This window comes from Sphingomonas sp. Ant H11, assembly GCF_000797515.1.
Lineage (GTDB): Bacteria > Pseudomonadota > Alphaproteobacteria > Sphingomonadales > Sphingomonadaceae > Sphingomonas.
In genome coordinates this window covers 1-15,577 of record NZ_JSBN01000072.1, presented here as the reverse complement: position 1 = coordinate 15,577, position 15,577 = coordinate 1, and the positions used below count along the sequence as shown (strand labels likewise).

Sequence of the window (15,577 nt, the reverse complement as noted above, 5' to 3'; positions counted from 1 at the left end):
AGCGGCAACGGCTGGCGGCGCTGGGCGCGCTGGCCGAGACGGCGGGGTGCCGGCGCAAGATCCTGCTGAAGCATTTCGGCGATGACAGCCCCGAAACATGTGGGAATTGCGACAATTGCCTCAACCCTCCGGCGGCGGTCGACGCGACGGAGGTGGCGAGGAAATTCCTCTCCGCGGTGTTTCGCACAGGCCAGAGCTTTGGCGCGGGCTATATCGAACAAGTCCTGATGGGCCAGTCGAGCGAGCGCAGCCTGATGAACGGGCATGAGTCGCTCGGCGTGTTCGGCATCGCCTCGTCGCCGGAGGAAGCGGCGCTGATCAAGCCGGTGGGACGCGCGTTGTTGCTGCGCGATGCGTTGCGCGCGAACGACTTTGGCGGGCTGGAGTTTGGGCCGGGCGCGCGCGGTATCCTGAAGGAAGGCGAGCGCGTCGATCTGATTCTGCCGCCTAAGCGTACGCGGCGCACGCGCGGCGGCACCGGCGCGCAACTGAATCCGAGCGGCGATCCGCTGTTCGAGGCGCTGCGCACCAAGCGCCGCGAACTTGCGCTGGAGGCAAGCGTGCCGCCGTATGTGATCTTCCACGATTCGGTGCTGCGCGAAATGGCGACGCTGCGCCCCGCGACACTGGCGGCGATGGGGCGAATCACGGGCGTCGGCACGCGCAAGCTGGAGGCCTATGGCGAGGCGTTTCTGGCGGTGGTGCGGCGGTTTTAGGCGAGAAGAAGGGGTTCTCGCGCGAAGCCGCGAAGACGCAAAGAGAAGAAAGGGGGATGGCTGTGCGACCAATCGCTTCGCGCCTTTGCGTTTAGCTTTTCTTCTCCGCGCATCCACAATCTGTCGCTTTCGCAACGCCACCGTGCTGGTTAGATTAACCGCATGACCACACTCCGCACCATCGACGCCACCATCTCCGTCGCGCCGCAGATTGCCCTGGACGATCTGGCGGAGCTCGCTGCGGCCGGCTTTACCGTCATCGTCAACAACCGCCCCGACGGCGAGGATTTCGGCCAGCCGACCGGCGAGGAAATCGCCGCCGCCGCAGCGGCTGCCGGGCTTGGCTATACCGCCATTCCCGTCACCCATGCCGGTTTCTCGCACCCGCAAATCGACGCGATGGCAGCGGTGCTGGGCGAGGCCAAAGGGCCGGTGCTGGCCTATTGCCGCTCGGGCACACGGTCGTGCAATCTGTGGGCGCTGGCGGCGGTGAAGGCGGGCGCGCACCCCGACGCCGCAATGGCGAAGGCTGCGGCGGCGGGGGTATGACCTGACCGGCCTGCGGCCGCTGCTCGATGCGCTGTCCACGGCGGCATGAACTGGACGCAACTCGGCTATAGTCTTGCAGGCGTGATCGCGCTCGCGCTGATCGCGCGCTGGTTGCGGCTGGGCGAGAGCCGGATTGCGAGTGTGGCGCAAGCGCGCGAAACCGCCGAGCAGATGCTGGCGGGGTTCATCGCGCATGACGCCGTGATCGGTACCGATGGTGGCGCGGCGCTGGTCGCGGGCAATGGTGCCGTTGCCCTACTCAAACGCCACGGTGCGAGGATCGCCGCGCGTCGCCTGATCGCGCCGCTTCAGCTCAGCCAGGGAATCGAGGGCGTGCGGATAGAAACGGGCGAGCGGCTGTTCGGCAGCGTGCTGTTGTTCGGCGTAACCGATATCGAAGTGCGCGCGATCGAGGCATCGGCCGACCGACCGCGCGATGTCGTGGTCACGCTGCATTGACAAAGAGGCACTGACAAGGGTGTAAGTAGCGTCATGGAGCTGCCCGATCCCGTCCAATATGCTGTGCCCGGCTTCATTGTGCTGGTGCTGGCCGAGATGGTGGTCGCCCGGATGCGCGACCGCACCCGTTACGAACCGCGCGATACGTTGACCTCGCTCTTGCTGGGGCTGGGCAGCACCGTCGCGGGGGCGCTGTCGGTCGGCCTGGTTTATGCGATGGCGCTGTGGGTGTGGCAGTTCCGGCTGTTCGACATCGGCTACCAATGGTATTGGTTCGTGCTCGCCTTCGTCCTCGACGATCTGGCCTATTATGTCTTCCATCGCTCGGCACACCGCGTCCGCTGGTTCTGGGCGAGCCATGTCATCCACCATTCGAGCCAGCATTATAATCTGTCGACCGCGCTCAGGCAGACCTGGACGGGCTTCATCTCGATCGGGTTCATCTTCCGCCTGCCGCTGTTCCTGATCGGTTTTCCGCCAGCAATGGTGTTCTTCGTTGCGGGGCTGAATCTGATCTACCAATTCTGGATCCACACCGAAGTGATCGACCGGATGCCACGCTGGTTCGAGGCGGTGATGAACACGCCGTCGCACCACCGTGCGCATCACGCGACCAACCCGCGCTATCTCGACACCAATTATGCCGGGGTGTTCATCGTGTGGGACCGGATGTTCGGCACGTTCGAGCCCGAGCGCGCCGATGACCGGCCCCAATACGGCATCGTCAAGAATCTCGGCAGCTTCAACCTGTTATGGGCGGCGTTCCACGAATGGATCGGCATCGCGCAGGATGTGTGGCGCGCGCCCGGGCTTCGTGCCAAGCTCGGCTATCTGGTGATGCCGCCGGGGTGGAGCCATGATGGCAGCCGCGACACGTCGGAGACGATCAAGGCGCGGTGGCGCGCGCGCGTGAGCGGCACCACAGAGCAAGACACAGACAGGGTGCAGTAAAGCGCCAGGGTGGGGAGAGGTCGAATGGAAGAAGCCGACATCGTCGTCGTCGGGGGCGGATCTGGCGGAGCGGCGGCGGCCGGGCGGCTGAGCGAAGGCGGGAAATTCTCGGTCGCCTTGCTGGAGGCGGGCGGGCGCAACACCGGTTTGCGCACGCGCATTCCGGCTTTCCTCGCTTTCCAGACCGACAAGACCAACTGGAATTACGAGACGGTGCCGCAAGCCGGGTTGAACGGCCGACGCGGGCATCAGCCGCGCGGCAAGGGGCTGGGCGGATCGAGCGCGATCAATGCGATGATCTATATTCGCGGCAATCGCTGGGACTATGACAATTGGGCGGCGATGGGCTGTCCCGGCTGGTCGTATGACGAGGTGCTGCCCTGGTTCAAACGCAGCGAACACAATGTGCGGCGTGGCGATGCCTATCATGGCGGCGACGGGCCGTTATGGGTGAGCGACCAGAAATTCGCCAATCCCGGCAGCCTTGATTTCATCGAGGCAGGCGCGAGCCTGCAAATCCCGCGCAACATGGATTTCAATGGCGAACGGCAGGACGGGATCGGCCTGTATCAGGTGACGCAGAAGAATGGCGAGCGCTGGACCTCGGCGCGCGCTATCTGGGGGATCGCCCGGCCAATCCCGATCTGCATATCCTGACCGGCGTTACCGCCGAACGTGTGCTGTTCGACGAAGGGCGGGTGTGGGGTGTCGCCTATTTGCAGGATGGCCAATCGAAGGTGATTCGCGCGCGGCGCGGCGTCATCCTGGCGGGCGGCGTGTTCGGCACAGCGCAATTGCTGATGCTGTCGGGGATCGGACCCGGCGTGCATTTACGCGAAAAGGGTATCGCGGTGCGGGTGGACCGGCCTGCGGTCGGGTCCAATTTGCAGGACCATATCGATTATGTCGCAGCGTTCGAGACACCGGGGACCGAGTTTGTCGGTTCATCGCTGAAGGGCACGCTGGCGATGGGCAGCGCGTTCTTCCAATGGCTGCGCAAGCGCCAGGGCATGATGACCACGCCTTTTGCCGAAGCCGGTGCCTTTCTGACCGTATCGCCCGATGCCCCCGCCCCCGACGTGCAGCTCCATTTCGTGATCGCAGCACTCGAGGATCATGGCCGCACCAAGGTGCCTGGGCATGGCTTTTCCTGCCACGTCTGCGTGCTCCGGCCCGAAAGCCACGGCACGGTGCGGCTGGCCTCGGTCGATGCGCGCGCAGCACCGTTGATCGACCCCGCCTTTTTCAGCGATTCCCGCGACATGGAGGTGATGAAGCGCGGCGTGCGCGCGATGTACCGCATTCTCGAGACCGCGCCGCTGAGCAACCACAAGGGGCGCGATCGCTACCCGATCGATCTGAGCGACGATGACGCGCTGGAGCGCCTGATCCGCGCGCGCGCCGACACGGTGTATCACCCGGTCGGGACGGCGCGCATGGGATCGGACGACGCGGCGGTGTGCGATCCGCGGTTGCGCGTGCGCGGCGTGGAAGGGCTGTACGTGGCCGATGCCTCGGTTATGCCCAAGCTCATCTCGGGCAACACCAACGCCCCATCGATCATGATCGGGGAGCGCTGTGCCGATTTTGTGACAGCGGATCTGGGATGATCGTCTAAGCGCTCCGGATGGAACGCAAAGAAACGAACTGGAACCGGATTGGGCTGGCGGCAGCGGTGGTGCTGGTGCCGGGGGGCTTTCTGCTCGGTGCCGCCCTGATGGCGCGGCGCTATCGGCAGAAGAGCGTGGGCAACTCGGCGGCCGCAGCGGAGGCCGACGAAGCGGACCCCGTCATCGAGCAGACGATTAGCGGGTAGCCGGTGCTTTCGCCTCGGTCGGGGTGGTGGCCCGCGCGCCTTCGGTCGGGTGCAGCGTTACAAGAGCGACCGCGCCCAAGGCGAAGCCACCCGCAAACTGCCACAAGAAACCCGACTTAAGAACGCTGCGCATTGTAAACCCTTTCGCGCTCGGCCCAATGCCGATCGCTGCGACGCAGCAAATCGACATTGTCCGATCGTTTCGCAAGAGGCTTTTCAGCAACCAATCGTTGCTAAAAGCTGAACCAATGGCTCAACGTACGTTTGCGCAGGCCGTCTGGATGCGTTCGCAGGCTTCGCGCAGCAGCGCGTCGGAAGTGGCATAGGAAATGCGCATCGCCGGGGACAGGCCGAATGCCGCACCCTGGACGGCGGCGACCTTGGCATCGTCGAGCAGATAGGCGACGAAGGCTTCGTCGCTGTCGATCAGCTTGCCCGACGGCGTCGATTTGCCGATCAGCGCCGAGAATTCGGGATAGACATAGAACGCCCCCTCCGGCTTCGGGCAAGTGATGCCTTCGGCCTCGTTCAGCATCGACACGACCAGATCGCGCCGCACCTGGAACGCGGCGGCACGGTCCTTGAGGAAGCTCTGGTCGCCATTGAGCGCCGCAACGGCAGCGGCCTGCGCGATCGAGCACGGGTTGCTGGTCGATTGCGACTGCAGCTTGGACATCGCCTTGATCAGCCACGACGCGCCCCCGGCATAGCCGATGCGCCAGCCGGTCATGGCATAGGCCTTGGAGCAGCCGTTGACGGTCAGCGTGCGCTCGTACAGCGACGGGCATACTTGCGCGATCGTGGTGAATTCGAAGCCGTCATAGAGGATATGCTCGTACATATCGTCGGCGAAGATCCACACATGCGGGTGGCGCTCGAGCACTTCGCCCAGCGCCTTCAACTCGGCAGCGCTATAGGCAGCACCGGTCGGGTTCGAGGGCGAATTGAGGATCACCCATTTGGTGCGCGGGGTGATCGCCGCCTCGAGCTGCTCGGGACGCAATTTGTAGCCCTGCTCCGGCCCAGCCGCGACGAACACCGGTGTGCCGCCCGCGAACAGCACGACATCGGGATAGCTCACCCAATAGGGCGCAGGCACGATCACTTCGTCCCCGACATCGACCGTGGCGACGATCGCGTTGAACAAGGTGTGCTTGCCGCCGACATTCACGCTGATCTGGTCGGGGGTGTAGGACAGTTCGTTGTCGCGCGCGAACTTTGCGACGATCGCGGCCTTCAGCTCCGGCGTGCCGTCGACATTGGTGTACTTGGTCTGGCCGTCGCGAATCGCCTTGATCGCGGCTTCCTTCACGAAATCGGGCGTGTCGAAATCGGGCTCGCCTGCGCCGAGACCAATCACGTCAACGCCTGCGCGCTTCAATTCCTGCACGCGCGTGGTGATCGCCAGCGTCGGCGAGGGCTTGATGCGGGCGAGCGCGGCGGATGGATGCATAAGAAAGAGCCTTGGGAAAAAGCCGTGGCGGCGGGGAACTCGCGCGAGCGCTTATCCCGCCAGCGGCGTTGCCGCAACCGTGCGTCGCGCACGAATCAGTCCGCGCAGGGCGTTACCGACGAAAAATTCATGCGCCAGATCGGCCTCGGTGAGTACACCCTCGATCGCCCGGCCTTGCGCCAGCAGGTCGCGCGCAACACCCCTGGTAACAGTCCGTCCTCCAGTGGCGGCGTAACGAGGACATCCCCGCGCGGCACGAACAGCGAGGTGAAACTCCCCTCGGTCAGCCGCCCGTCGGGGCGCACGAACACCACTTCGTCGCTGCCCGCAGCCACACGCGCGCGGTCGTAAAAGGCGCGGTCGCTGGTTTTGTGGCGTAGGCGAAAATCGTCGGGGGTGACCGGCAGGGGAACCACCGCCACCGACAAGGGCTGATCCGAAGCCGCAGGCATTTCGGCGATTTCGATCGCGACCGCGCCGCTCGGTGCCAGCACCAGGCGGACCTTGCGCCGCGTCCGCAGGCGGAAGGTCGCCGCCTGCAGCTCATTGCGGGTGCCGTGCCGGTCGAACGCGAAGCCGAACGCCTGCGCACTCGCCGCAAGCCGCCGGAGGTGGCGATCCAGCCGCAAGACGCCGTGCTCGGGATCGAACGCCATCGTCTCGATCAGGTCGAACGCGCGCGCATCTCGAGTCAGGAAGTCGGTCTTGGCACGTGCTTCGTCCCATTCCTCGGCCGCGACCGAATCGGCGACGATGCCACCGCCCGCGCCAAAGCTGGCGTACTCCGCGCCATACGGCAGCGTCAGCGTGCGAATCGCGACGTTGAACATGGCATCGCCATCGGCATCCAACCGGCCGATCGCTCCGGTATAGAGTCCGCGTGCGCCCCCTTCGATCGCGGCGATTGCCTCCATTGCCGCGATTTTCGGAGCGCCGGTGATCGATCCGCACGGAAACAGCGCCGCCAGCACGTCGATCGCGTCGGTGTCGGGCGCGATCGACGCGGTGACGGTCGAGACCAATTGATGCACCGTCGGGTAGGTTTCCACCTCGAACAAATGCGGCACCGCGACCGATCCGGCGCGGGCAACGCGCGCCAGATCGTTGCGCATCAAGTCCACGATCATCAAATTTTCGGCGCGCTGCTTGGGGTCTTCGACCAGCGCTGCGGCAATCGCGCGGTCGGCATCGGCGCTATCGCCGCGCCGCGCCGTGCCCTTCATCGGCCGACACAGCAGCGTGTCGCCTTCCAGCGAAAAGAACAATTCGGGCGAAAGCGAGAGGATCCGTTCGGCCCCGGTGTCGATCAGCGCACCAAACCCGGCGCGCGCTGCATTGCGCAGGCGCGCGTACAGCGAAAGCGGATCGCCGAGGACACGGGCGTGTGCGCGATAGGTGAGATTGGCCTGGTACAGGTCCCCGGCGACGATGCGCGCCTGCACGGCGGCGAAATGCGCATCATAGGTCGCGCGGTCGATCGCCGGTTCGGGCGCACCGATCCACGCCCCCGCCGGATCGGGCAGCATGGCCGGCACCGCGTCGGGGGCGATCTCGGTATAACGTTCGAACAAGCCGAACCACAGCAAAGGAGTCCCGGTCTCGTCCGGCTCCGCTCCCGCGACCGACTCGAACGCCGTACCGGCTTCGTAGGACAGGAATCCGGCGGCCTGCAGCCCGCCAGCCCGCGCGGCGCGCAGCGCCTCCAGCGCCGGGCGGACTTCGGACACCGATCGCGCCGTGACGATTCGCACCGGATCGCAATAGAGCCGCGCCGCTGCACCGCCATCGCGCGCGTCGTCCAGCAGGACGAAGGGGCTCCGCAGGACAAGCGGGTTGGGCGATGGCGTGTGCATAATGTCGTGTAACAAATGCCCCGGCGACGCCCCTGTCGGCAACCCTTGGTTTTCGCGCGCTTGGTTTTCCGCCGCACTCACCGTATTTCAGGGCGCATGACCGCTCAGCCCCCCCAGCCGCCGCTTCGCGCCACGATCATCCCGGTGACGCCGCTGCAACAGAATTGCACGCTGTTATGGTGCACCGCGACGATGCGCGGGGCGTTCGTCGATCCGGGTGGCGACTTGCCCAAGCTGCTCGCCGCCGCCGCGCAGCACAAGGTGACGGTCGAGAAGATCATCCTTACCCACGGCCATATCGACCATTGCGGCGAGGCCAAGCCGCTCGCCGAACAGCTCGGCGTCGCGATCGAGGGGCCGCATGAGGAGGATCGTTTCCTCACCTCGACCCTGTCCGAAAGTGGTGCGCAATACGGCATCCCCGGCGTCAATTTCGAGCCGGACCGCTGGCTGGTCGAGGGCGATACCGTCACCGTCGGCAATCTCGTGCTCGATGTTTATGAGACGCCTGGCCACACGCCTGGCCACGTCGTCTTCCACCACGCGCCCTCCAAACTGGCGCTGGTCGGTGACGTGCTGTTCGCAGGGTCAGTCGGCCGCACCGATTTCCCGCGCGGCAACCATCCGCAATTGCTCGAGTCGATCGTCACCAAGCTGTGGCCGCTCGGCGACGACACCACCTTCATTCCGGGGCACGGCCCGGCGAGCAGTTTCGCGCATGAGCGCCGCACCAACATGTTCGTCAGCGATGCGGCGCTCGCCGCCTGAGGCTCAGCCCGCGCGGACGGCGCTCGGGGCGGTCACGCTGGTCGCCGCGTGTGGCAGATAGGGCAGCACCACCGCATAGCCGCCCAGGCCGAGCAGCAGCGCGAACGTAATGATCGTGCCGACCATCCGTCCGCCGGGCAAACCTTCCATCCCGAGCGCATGGCCGACTCGGCCAAGCAGGAACACCGCGCTCGCCACCCACAGCCACAGCGACGTGCCTGTGGTGTATTCGATCAGGGCGATCAGGATCAGGATGAAGGGCGTATATTCGACGAAATTCGCATGTGCGCGCATCCGGCGAATCAGCAAATCGTTGCCGCCGTCGCATATCGATCTTGGCCTTGGTCCGGACCGAGCCGGTGCGCATGGCGAGCCACAAATTGAGCAGGGCGGCGGCACCCGCTGTCATCAATGTGATTGGCAACATGATCGAACTCATCGTTCTTCTCCCCCAGAAAGTCCGGTAAACCGTGTGATGCGGCCTTGGCATCCATTCCCTGAGCTTGCAACGCCGCGCAGAATCGCTATAGGCCGCCATCTTCGCGATTTGTCTGGCATCGGTGCCGCTTGCGCGGCCAACCTCAGGCGTTGGTTGCGGAGAGCCCGAACCGGGCGTATCGCACCTGTCAGACAAGCATAAGGTTTCGCCGAAATGGCCGTCCCCAAAAGAAAAACCACGCCGTCCAAGCGCGGCATGCGTCGTTCGCACGATTCGCTGACCGTCGCGTCGTTCCAGGAATGCCCGAATTGCGGCGAACTGAAGCGTCCTCACAATCTGTGCCCGTCGTGCGGCCATTATAACGGTCGTGAGATCGTTTCGGTCGAAGGCTGACCTGACGCAACGCTCGGACAGTGAACAGGGGGCGGCCAGCGTGACGAACAGCTCCCGGATCGCGATCGATGCGATGGGTGGCGACGAAGGGCTGGCGGTGATGCTCGCCGGGGTGGCGCGTGCCCGCCGCCGGTTCGAGGACATGCGCTTCATTCTGGTCGGCGACGAGGCAGCGATTCGGGCTGGGCTGTTGAACCACCCCAACCTCACCGCGCATTCCGAAATCGTCCATGCGCCGGAGGTTGTCGGCTCGAGCGACAAGCCGAGCCAGGCGATTCGCCGCGCCAAGACCACATCGATGGGTATTGCCATCGACATGGTGAAGCAGGGCCGCGCTGCCGCTTGCGTGTCGGCGGGCAATACCGGTGCGCTGATGGCGATGTCGAAGCTGTCGCTGCGCATGATCCCGGGGATCGACCGCCCGGCGCTGGCGGGGCTGATGCCGTCGCTGGGCGACAATGACACGGTCGTGCTCGATCTCGGTGCCAATACCGAGTGCGATTCGCGTAATCTCATTCAGTTTGCCGTGATGGGCGCGGCCTATGCGCGCACGACGCTGGATCTCGCGCGCCCGCGAGTCGCGCTGCTCAACATCGGCAGCGAGGACCAGAAGGGCACCGAGACGATTCGCGACGCCGCCACCGCCTTGCGCGCCGCCGCGCATCTTCCACTGGAATTTACCGGCTTCATCGAAGGCGACAAATTGTCGCGCGGTGATGTCGATGTGATCGTGTGCGACGGCTTTTCCGGCAATATCGCGCTGAAAACCGCCGAAGGCACCGCGCGGTTCGTCGCCGATCTGCTCAAGCGGGCTTTCCGGTCTTCGGTCCGCTCGAAGATCGGCTTCCTCATCTCGCGCCCCGCAACCGAATTACTGCGCCATCATCTCGACCCGAATAACCACAATGGTGCCGTTTTTCTGGGGCTTAACGGGCTGGTCGTTAAAAGCCACGGCGGTGCCAACGAAGTGGGCGTGGCCACCGCAATCGCGGCGGCGGCGAAGATGGTGCGCGATGATCTGACGCGGCGAATCGCGGAAGATCTGGGTGATTTCGAGAAAAAGGCGGCATGATGCAAAGCGTGATTATCGGCACCGGATCGGCGCTGCCGACGCGGCGCGTGTCCAATGCCGAGCTGGCCGAAACCGTCGACACCTCGGACGAATGGATCGTCGAGCGCACCGGCATCCGCTTCCGTCACATCGCCGGCCCTGACGAGACCACCGCCACGCTGGCCGCAGACGCCTGCCGCGCGGCGCTGGGTTCCGCCGGTATTGCGGCGCAGGACATCGATTTGATCGTGCTGGCGACGGCCACGCCGGACCAGACCTTCCCGGCCAGCGCGACCAAGGTGCAGGCGATGCTCGGCATCGATGATTGCGTGGCCTTCGATGTCGCCGCCGTCTGTTCGGGCTTTCTCTATGCGCTGCAGGTTGCCGACAGCATGTTGCGCAGCGGGGCCGCCAGGCGTGCGCTGGTGATCGGTGCGGAGACCTTCAGCCGTATCCTCGACTGGGAAGACCGCGCGACCTGCGTGCTGTTCGGCGATGGCGCGGGCGCAGTGGTGCTGGAGGCGCAGGACACGGGCGCACGCGGCATTCTCGCGGTGCGGCTCCACGCCGATGGCCGCCATAACGAACTGCTTTATGTCGATGGTGGTCCCTCGACCACCGGCACTGTCGGCAAGGTGCGGATGAAGGGGCGCGAGGTGTTTCGCCACGCCGTCGTCAATCTCGCCTCGGTGATGACCGAGACGCTGGCCGTTGCCGGGCTTTCGGCGGGCGATGTCGACTGGCTGGTGCCGCATCAGGCCAATGCCCGCATCCTGGATGCAACGGCGCGCAAGCTCAACCTGTCGCCCGACAAAGTCGTCGTCACGGTTGACCAGCATGCCAACACTTCGGCCGCCTCGGTTCCACTCGCGCTCGATACCGCGGTCAAGGACGGGCGGATCAAGCATGGCGATCTGATTGTGCTGGAAGCGATGGGCGGCGGCTTCACCTGGGGTGCCGCGGTGATTCGCTTCTAATCCCTTCTTACGAGGAAGTAACTAGTACTTTCAGTCAAGCACTTCTGTGTGTTAGGTCGGTTCTCTACCATTCTTCGGGGAGGGAAACGGAATGGCATCTGTAGGAACGTTGACACGGGCCGATCTGGCGGAGGCGCTCCATAATAGTGTTGGCCTGTCGCGCGCGGATTCGTCCAAGCTGGTTGAGCAAATCCTTGGCCATATGTGTGGTGCGCTGGCCAAGGGCGACAACGTCAAGATTTCGGGCTTCGGCACCTTCGTCCTGCGCGACAAGGGCGAGCGCGTCGGTCGAAATCCAAAGACGGGCATCGAAGTCCCGATCGCGCCGCGCCGCGTGCTTACCTTCCGCGCCAGCCAGATGATGCGCGATCGCATCGTCGACGCCGACTGACGCTGACCATGGCGGTTCCGCCCGCGAAAGCCGACGCTCCTGCTGCAGCGGAGTCGGGCGGCAAGGCGGCGGGCGCGTATCGCACGATCGGGGAATTGTCGCGGGAGACGGGGCTGCCGCAGCATATCTTGCGCTATTGGGAGACCCGCTTCCCCCAGCTGCGACCGCTGCAGCGCGCCGGCAATCGCCGTTATTACCGTCCCGAGGACGTGGCGCTGGTCCGGCGTATTGCGGCGATGCTGGAGCAGGACGGCTATACGATTCGCGGCGTGCAAAAGGCACTGTTGCTCGAGGGCAAACCACCGTCGCCCCGCAACGCCGCGCTGGATAACAGAGCGCGGGACGCAATTCTGGCGGTGCGCACCGCTTTGGCAACGGCCCTCACCGACGACGCGTGAGCGGCGTGCCGAAGGGAGGGGAAGCGGAGGACAGCGCCCGCTTCCCGCGCGTGCTTCACCCGTCCAGGCTGCGCGACGCCTGTTCCGCCATATCCTTCGACAAGCCCGGCACCGCCACGATCCGTTCGAGCTGCGCGCGCATCAGCGCGGCGCGGCTGGGGTCGAAGCGCTTCCAGCGGCCGAGCGGGGGAATCAGCTTGGCGGCGGTTTGCGGGTTGATCCGGTCCAGCGCGATCAGTTGATCGGCCAGGAAGCGATAGCCCGATCCATCGGCTGTGTTGAAGGCGCGCTGATTGACCCCGAAGGCACCGATCAGCGCGCGTGCGCGATTGGGGTTGGCGAGCGTGAAATCGCGATGCTGTGACAGTTCCAGCACGATCGCGCCGGTGTCGTCGCGCGGGGCCATCGCCTGCACCGAGAACCATTTGTCGAGCACCAGCGCATTGTCGCTGTAGCGATTGTAGAAGATGTCGAGCGCAGGCGTGCGCTGGGTGGAATCGCCCGCGACCAAGGTGGTCAACGCGCTTTGCCGGTCGGTCATATTGTCGGCGGCTTCGAATTGCGCGAACGCCAGTGCGCCCGCGTCACCCGCCCCCGACGCCGCAATATAGCCGAGCGCCACCGATTTCAGCCGCCTCAGGCCCTTGGCCTCCGGCGAATAGACATAGCCGTCGGTGGTGGCGCGGGCCGCATGATAGGCAGTGCGCCACGCATCCTCCAGCGTGCGCCCGATATCGCGGCGCAGGGCTTCGCGGGCGCGGAAGATCGCTTCGGGATCGACCACCGTCATCTGGTCGCCGATGAAGCTTTCCGATGGCAGCAGCACGGCTTCCGCGACGAAAGCGCGGTCGAGTTGCGGGTTGGCGAGCGTGCCGCCGATCGCGGCGATCACGGCGGTGTGATCGACGCGGGCACCACCGGCACTTTCCACCAGCGTATCGAGCATGAGTTGCTGCAACGCTTCGTAGCGCGCGAACGGATCGTCATCCTGCGCGGCGAGGAAGGCCAGGTCGGCGGCGCTGCGATCGGTCTCGAGGATCGCCGGGGCGGAGAAACCGCGGTTGATCGACAGGATCGGGCGTTCGCGCACGTCTTCGAAAACGATGCGGTGTTCCGCCTCGGTCAGCAGCACGGTTTGCTCGGGTGCATAGGGCTGTCCGCTGTCGGCCCCGAACAGTTTTACCCGCAACGGCAGCACGACCGGTTGCTTGATGCTTTGGCCCGGCGTCGGGGGGGTGTTTTGCGCCAGCACCAGTTCCGCGCGGCCCGAGCCTTGATGATGCAGCAGCGAGGCGGTGATGCGCGGCGTACCCGCCTGGGAGTACCAGCGGCGGAACTGGGTCAGGTCCGTAGCGCTGGCATCTTCCAGCGAGGCGACGAAATCCTCGCAGGTGGCCGCGGTGCCGTCGAAGCGGTCGAAATACAGGTCGTGCCGGCGCGGAACGCCTGCGCGCCCAGGATGGTCGCCAGCATCCGGATGATCTCGGCACCCTTGTTGTAGATGGTGGCGGTGTAGAAGTTGGAGATTTCCTGATAGGAATCGGGGCGGATCGGGTGGGCGAGCGGTCCGGCATCCTCGGGGAATTGCGACGCACGCAGGCCGCGCACATCCTCGATCCGCTTGACTGCGGCCGAGCCCTGATCGGCCGAGAAGCACTGGTCGCGATAGACGGTGAAGCCTTCCTTCAGCGACAGCTGGAACCAGTCGCGGCAGGTGACGCGGTTGCCCGACCAATTATGGAAATATTCGTGCGCGACGACGGCGGCGATGCCGTCATAATCATAATCGGTCGCGGTGTCGGGGTCGGCGAGGATGTAGCGGCTGTTGAAGATGTTCAGCCCCTTATTCTCCATCGCGCCGAAGTTGAAATCATCGACCGCGACGATGTTGAACACGTCGAGATCATATTCGCGGCCATATGTCTGCTCGTCCCAGGCCATTGCGGCTTTGAGCGCGGCGAGCGCATGGTCGGTGCGCGGCACGTCGGCGGCGCGCACCCAGATGCCGAGCGCGACTTCGCGCCCCGACATCGTAACGAAGCTGCCGCGATTGACCGCGAGATCGCCCGCCACCAGCGCGAACAGGTAACAGGGCTTGGGGAAGGGGTCGCGCCACTCGGCCCAATGCTTGCCCTCGGGCAAATCGCCCGAGGCGATCGGGTCGCCATTGGCGAGCAGCACCGGATAGCGCGCCTTGTCCGCAGTCATCCGCACCTGGTAGCGGCTGAGTACGTCGGGCCGGTCGGGGAAATAGGTGATGCGGCGAAAGCCTCGGCCTCGCACTGCGTGCAGAGGTTGCCGCCCGAGGCATAGAGGCCCATCAGCTGCGTGTTGCGCTCGGGCGCGATCTCGACCTCGGTTTCGACGACATGCGCCGAGCCCGCCAGCGGCAGCACCAGCGTTTCGCCCTCGATCGTCCAGTCATTGACCGCGACCCCGTCGACGCTGACCGACAATAGCGTCTGCCCCGCCCCGTCGAGCCGCAGCGGGCGATCATGCGTGTCGCTGCGCTGCACGTGCAGCATGGCCTTCACGCGCGTGCTGGCCGGGTCGAGGTCGAAGTCGAGCGCGATCTCGGGCACTTGCCAGTCGGGCGGCGTGTAATCCTCACGGCGCGTAACATGCGGCGTGGCCGTCGGCAGGGCGGAGCTGGTCTGGATATCGAGCATTCCCTGCGATGTAGGGCCCGCAACCGTGCCGTGCCACCGAAATCGCCCGTTTTGCGTGCGGTAATCCCTATGGTAGCGGGCCAGGATAGCAAAAGGGATGACGATGAAGATCTGGATGGCGGGCATGATTGCGCTCGCGAGCGCAAGCGCGGGGCTCGCGCAGGACGCGCCCTTGCCCGACGATCAGGCCGCGATGAAGGCGCATGTCCTGTTTCTTGCCTCCGATGCGCTGCGCGGGCGCGAGGCGGGCAGCCCCGAATATAGGATCGCCGCGGAATATGTCGCCGCGCAATTCTTTGCCGCCGGGCTGAAGCCTGCCGGGGATGCGGGCAGCTATATCCAGAAGGTGCCGCTGGTCACCTATCGCGCTGCCGACAAGGGCGATGTCGTGCTGACCGGCGCGGGCGCGGGCCCGCGCACGCTGGTCTTTGGCGAGGATTATGTGCCGGGCGCGGTGGCGAGTGCCGCGCAGACCGCGCTCGATGCGCCGGTGGTGTTCGTCGGCTATGGGCTGGTCGCGCCGACTTATCGCCGCGACGATTATGCCGGGGTGGATGTGCGCGGCAAGATCGTCGCGCTGTTCGCGGGCGCGCCGAACAGCTTCCAGAGCGAGGAACGCGCGCATTTCCAGAGCGTGGCGACCAAGGCGGTGATCGCGGCGCAGCATGGCGCGGTCGGCGTGGTGGTGCTGTGG

Annotated in this window: 12 protein-coding genes and 6 pseudogenes; 13 read left to right on the top strand and 5 right to left on the bottom strand. The window is 65.3% G+C overall.

The window, feature by feature from the left end; translation table 11 throughout:
• The 6 genes and pseudogenes from NW75_RS14510 to NW75_RS14485 form a co-directional block, all read left to right on the top strand.
• A partial coding sequence (locus NW75_RS14510; RefSeq protein WP_033965883.1) for an HRDC domain-containing protein occupies positions 1 to 716 on the top strand: 716 nt, incomplete at its 5' end.
• 162 nt (positions 717 to 878) lie between these two features.
• Positions 879 to 1,314 (top strand): annotated as a pseudogene (locus NW75_RS14505) (TIGR01244 family sulfur transferase).
• Positions 1,311 to 1,724, top strand: coding sequence for a hypothetical protein (locus NW75_RS14500; protein ID WP_033965882.1), 414 nt, complete (start codon positions 1,311 to 1,313; stop codon positions 1,722 to 1,724). The pseudogene NW75_RS14505 and the gene NW75_RS14500 overlap by 4 nt, the downstream one beginning before the upstream one ends.
• A 33-nt stretch (positions 1,725 to 1,757) precedes the next feature.
• Positions 1,758 to 2,675: a sterol desaturase family protein gene (locus NW75_RS14495; RefSeq protein ID WP_033965880.1), complete on the top strand. Its 918-nt coding sequence runs from the start codon at positions 1,758 to 1,760 to the stop codon at positions 2,673 to 2,675.
• A gap of 24 nt (positions 2,676 to 2,699) precedes the next feature.
• Positions 2,700 to 4,285: pseudogene (locus tag NW75_RS14490) on the top strand (GMC family oxidoreductase).
• 17 nt (positions 4,286 to 4,302) lie between these two features.
• A complete protein-coding gene (locus NW75_RS14485; RefSeq protein ID WP_033965878.1) occupies positions 4,303 to 4,491 on the top strand; it encodes a hypothetical protein in 189 nt (62 codons plus the stop codon).
• Here the strand turns inward: NW75_RS14485 and NW75_RS25245 are convergent.
• From NW75_RS25245 to pabB, 3 genes and pseudogenes are all read right to left on the bottom strand, one after another.
• Positions 4,481 to 4,624, bottom strand: a complete 144-nt coding sequence (locus NW75_RS25245; protein WP_171010460.1) for a hypothetical protein — start codon at positions 4,622 to 4,624, stop codon at positions 4,481 to 4,483. The two genes, NW75_RS14485 and NW75_RS25245, sit on opposite strands and share 11 nt — an antisense overlap.
• Positions 4,625 to 4,744: 120 nt before the next feature.
• Positions 4,745 to 5,944, bottom strand: coding sequence for a pyridoxal phosphate-dependent aminotransferase (locus NW75_RS14475; RefSeq protein ID WP_033965875.1), 1,200 nt, complete (start codon positions 5,942 to 5,944; stop codon positions 4,745 to 4,747).
• 51 nt (positions 5,945 to 5,995) lie between these two features.
• A pseudogene (gene pabB / locus NW75_RS14470) lies at positions 5,996 to 7,797 on the bottom strand (aminodeoxychorismate synthase component I).
• A gap of 96 nt (positions 7,798 to 7,893) precedes the next feature.
• Between pabB and NW75_RS14465 the strand changes: the two are divergent.
• Positions 7,894 to 8,565 (top strand): MBL fold metallo-hydrolase, encoded by a 672-nt coding sequence (locus tag NW75_RS14465; protein ID WP_033965874.1) that lies wholly within the window; start codon positions 7,894 to 7,896, stop codon positions 8,563 to 8,565.
• 3 nt (positions 8,566 to 8,568) lie between these two features.
• Here the strand turns inward: NW75_RS14465 and NW75_RS14460 are convergent.
• Positions 8,569 to 9,004: pseudogene (locus NW75_RS14460) on the bottom strand (MAPEG family protein).
• Between the two features lie 213 nt (positions 9,005 to 9,217).
• On the opposite strand from NW75_RS14460, the gene rpmF reads away from it, so the two are divergent.
• The 5 genes from rpmF (at position 9,218) to NW75_RS14435 (ending at position 12,214) form a co-directional block, all read left to right on the top strand.
• Positions 9,218 to 9,397 (top strand): 50S ribosomal protein L32, encoded by a 180-nt coding sequence (gene rpmF, locus NW75_RS14455; protein ID WP_010406047.1) that lies wholly within the window; start codon positions 9,218 to 9,220, stop codon positions 9,395 to 9,397.
• Positions 9,398 to 9,437: 40 nt separating this feature from the next.
• Positions 9,438 to 10,469, top strand: a complete 1,032-nt coding sequence (gene plsX, locus NW75_RS14450) for a phosphate acyltransferase PlsX (protein WP_033965872.1) — start codon at positions 9,438 to 9,440, stop codon at positions 10,467 to 10,469.
• Positions 10,466 to 11,425, top strand: a complete 960-nt coding sequence (locus NW75_RS14445) for a beta-ketoacyl-ACP synthase III (RefSeq protein WP_033965871.1) — start codon at positions 10,466 to 10,468, stop codon at positions 11,423 to 11,425. Before plsX ends, NW75_RS14445 begins: the two co-directional genes overlap by 4 nt.
• Before the next feature lie 91 nt (positions 11,426 to 11,516).
• A complete protein-coding gene (locus NW75_RS14440; RefSeq protein ID WP_029622769.1) occupies positions 11,517 to 11,816 on the top strand; it encodes an integration host factor subunit alpha in 300 nt (99 codons plus the stop codon).
• Between the two features lie 8 nt (positions 11,817 to 11,824).
• Entirely contained in the window at positions 11,825 to 12,214 is a 390-nt protein-coding gene (locus NW75_RS14435) for a MerR family transcriptional regulator (RefSeq protein WP_033965869.1), read from the top strand.
• 55 nt (positions 12,215 to 12,269) lie between these two features.
• Here NW75_RS14435 and pepN read toward each other — a convergent pair.
• Positions 12,270 to 14,883: pseudogene (gene pepN / locus NW75_RS14430) on the bottom strand (aminopeptidase N).
• A 97-nt stretch (positions 14,884 to 14,980) separates the two neighbouring features.
• Here pepN and NW75_RS14425 point away from each other — a divergent pair.
• Positions 14,981 to 15,577, top strand: a pseudogene (locus tag NW75_RS14425) (PA domain-containing protein); the annotation flags it as partial.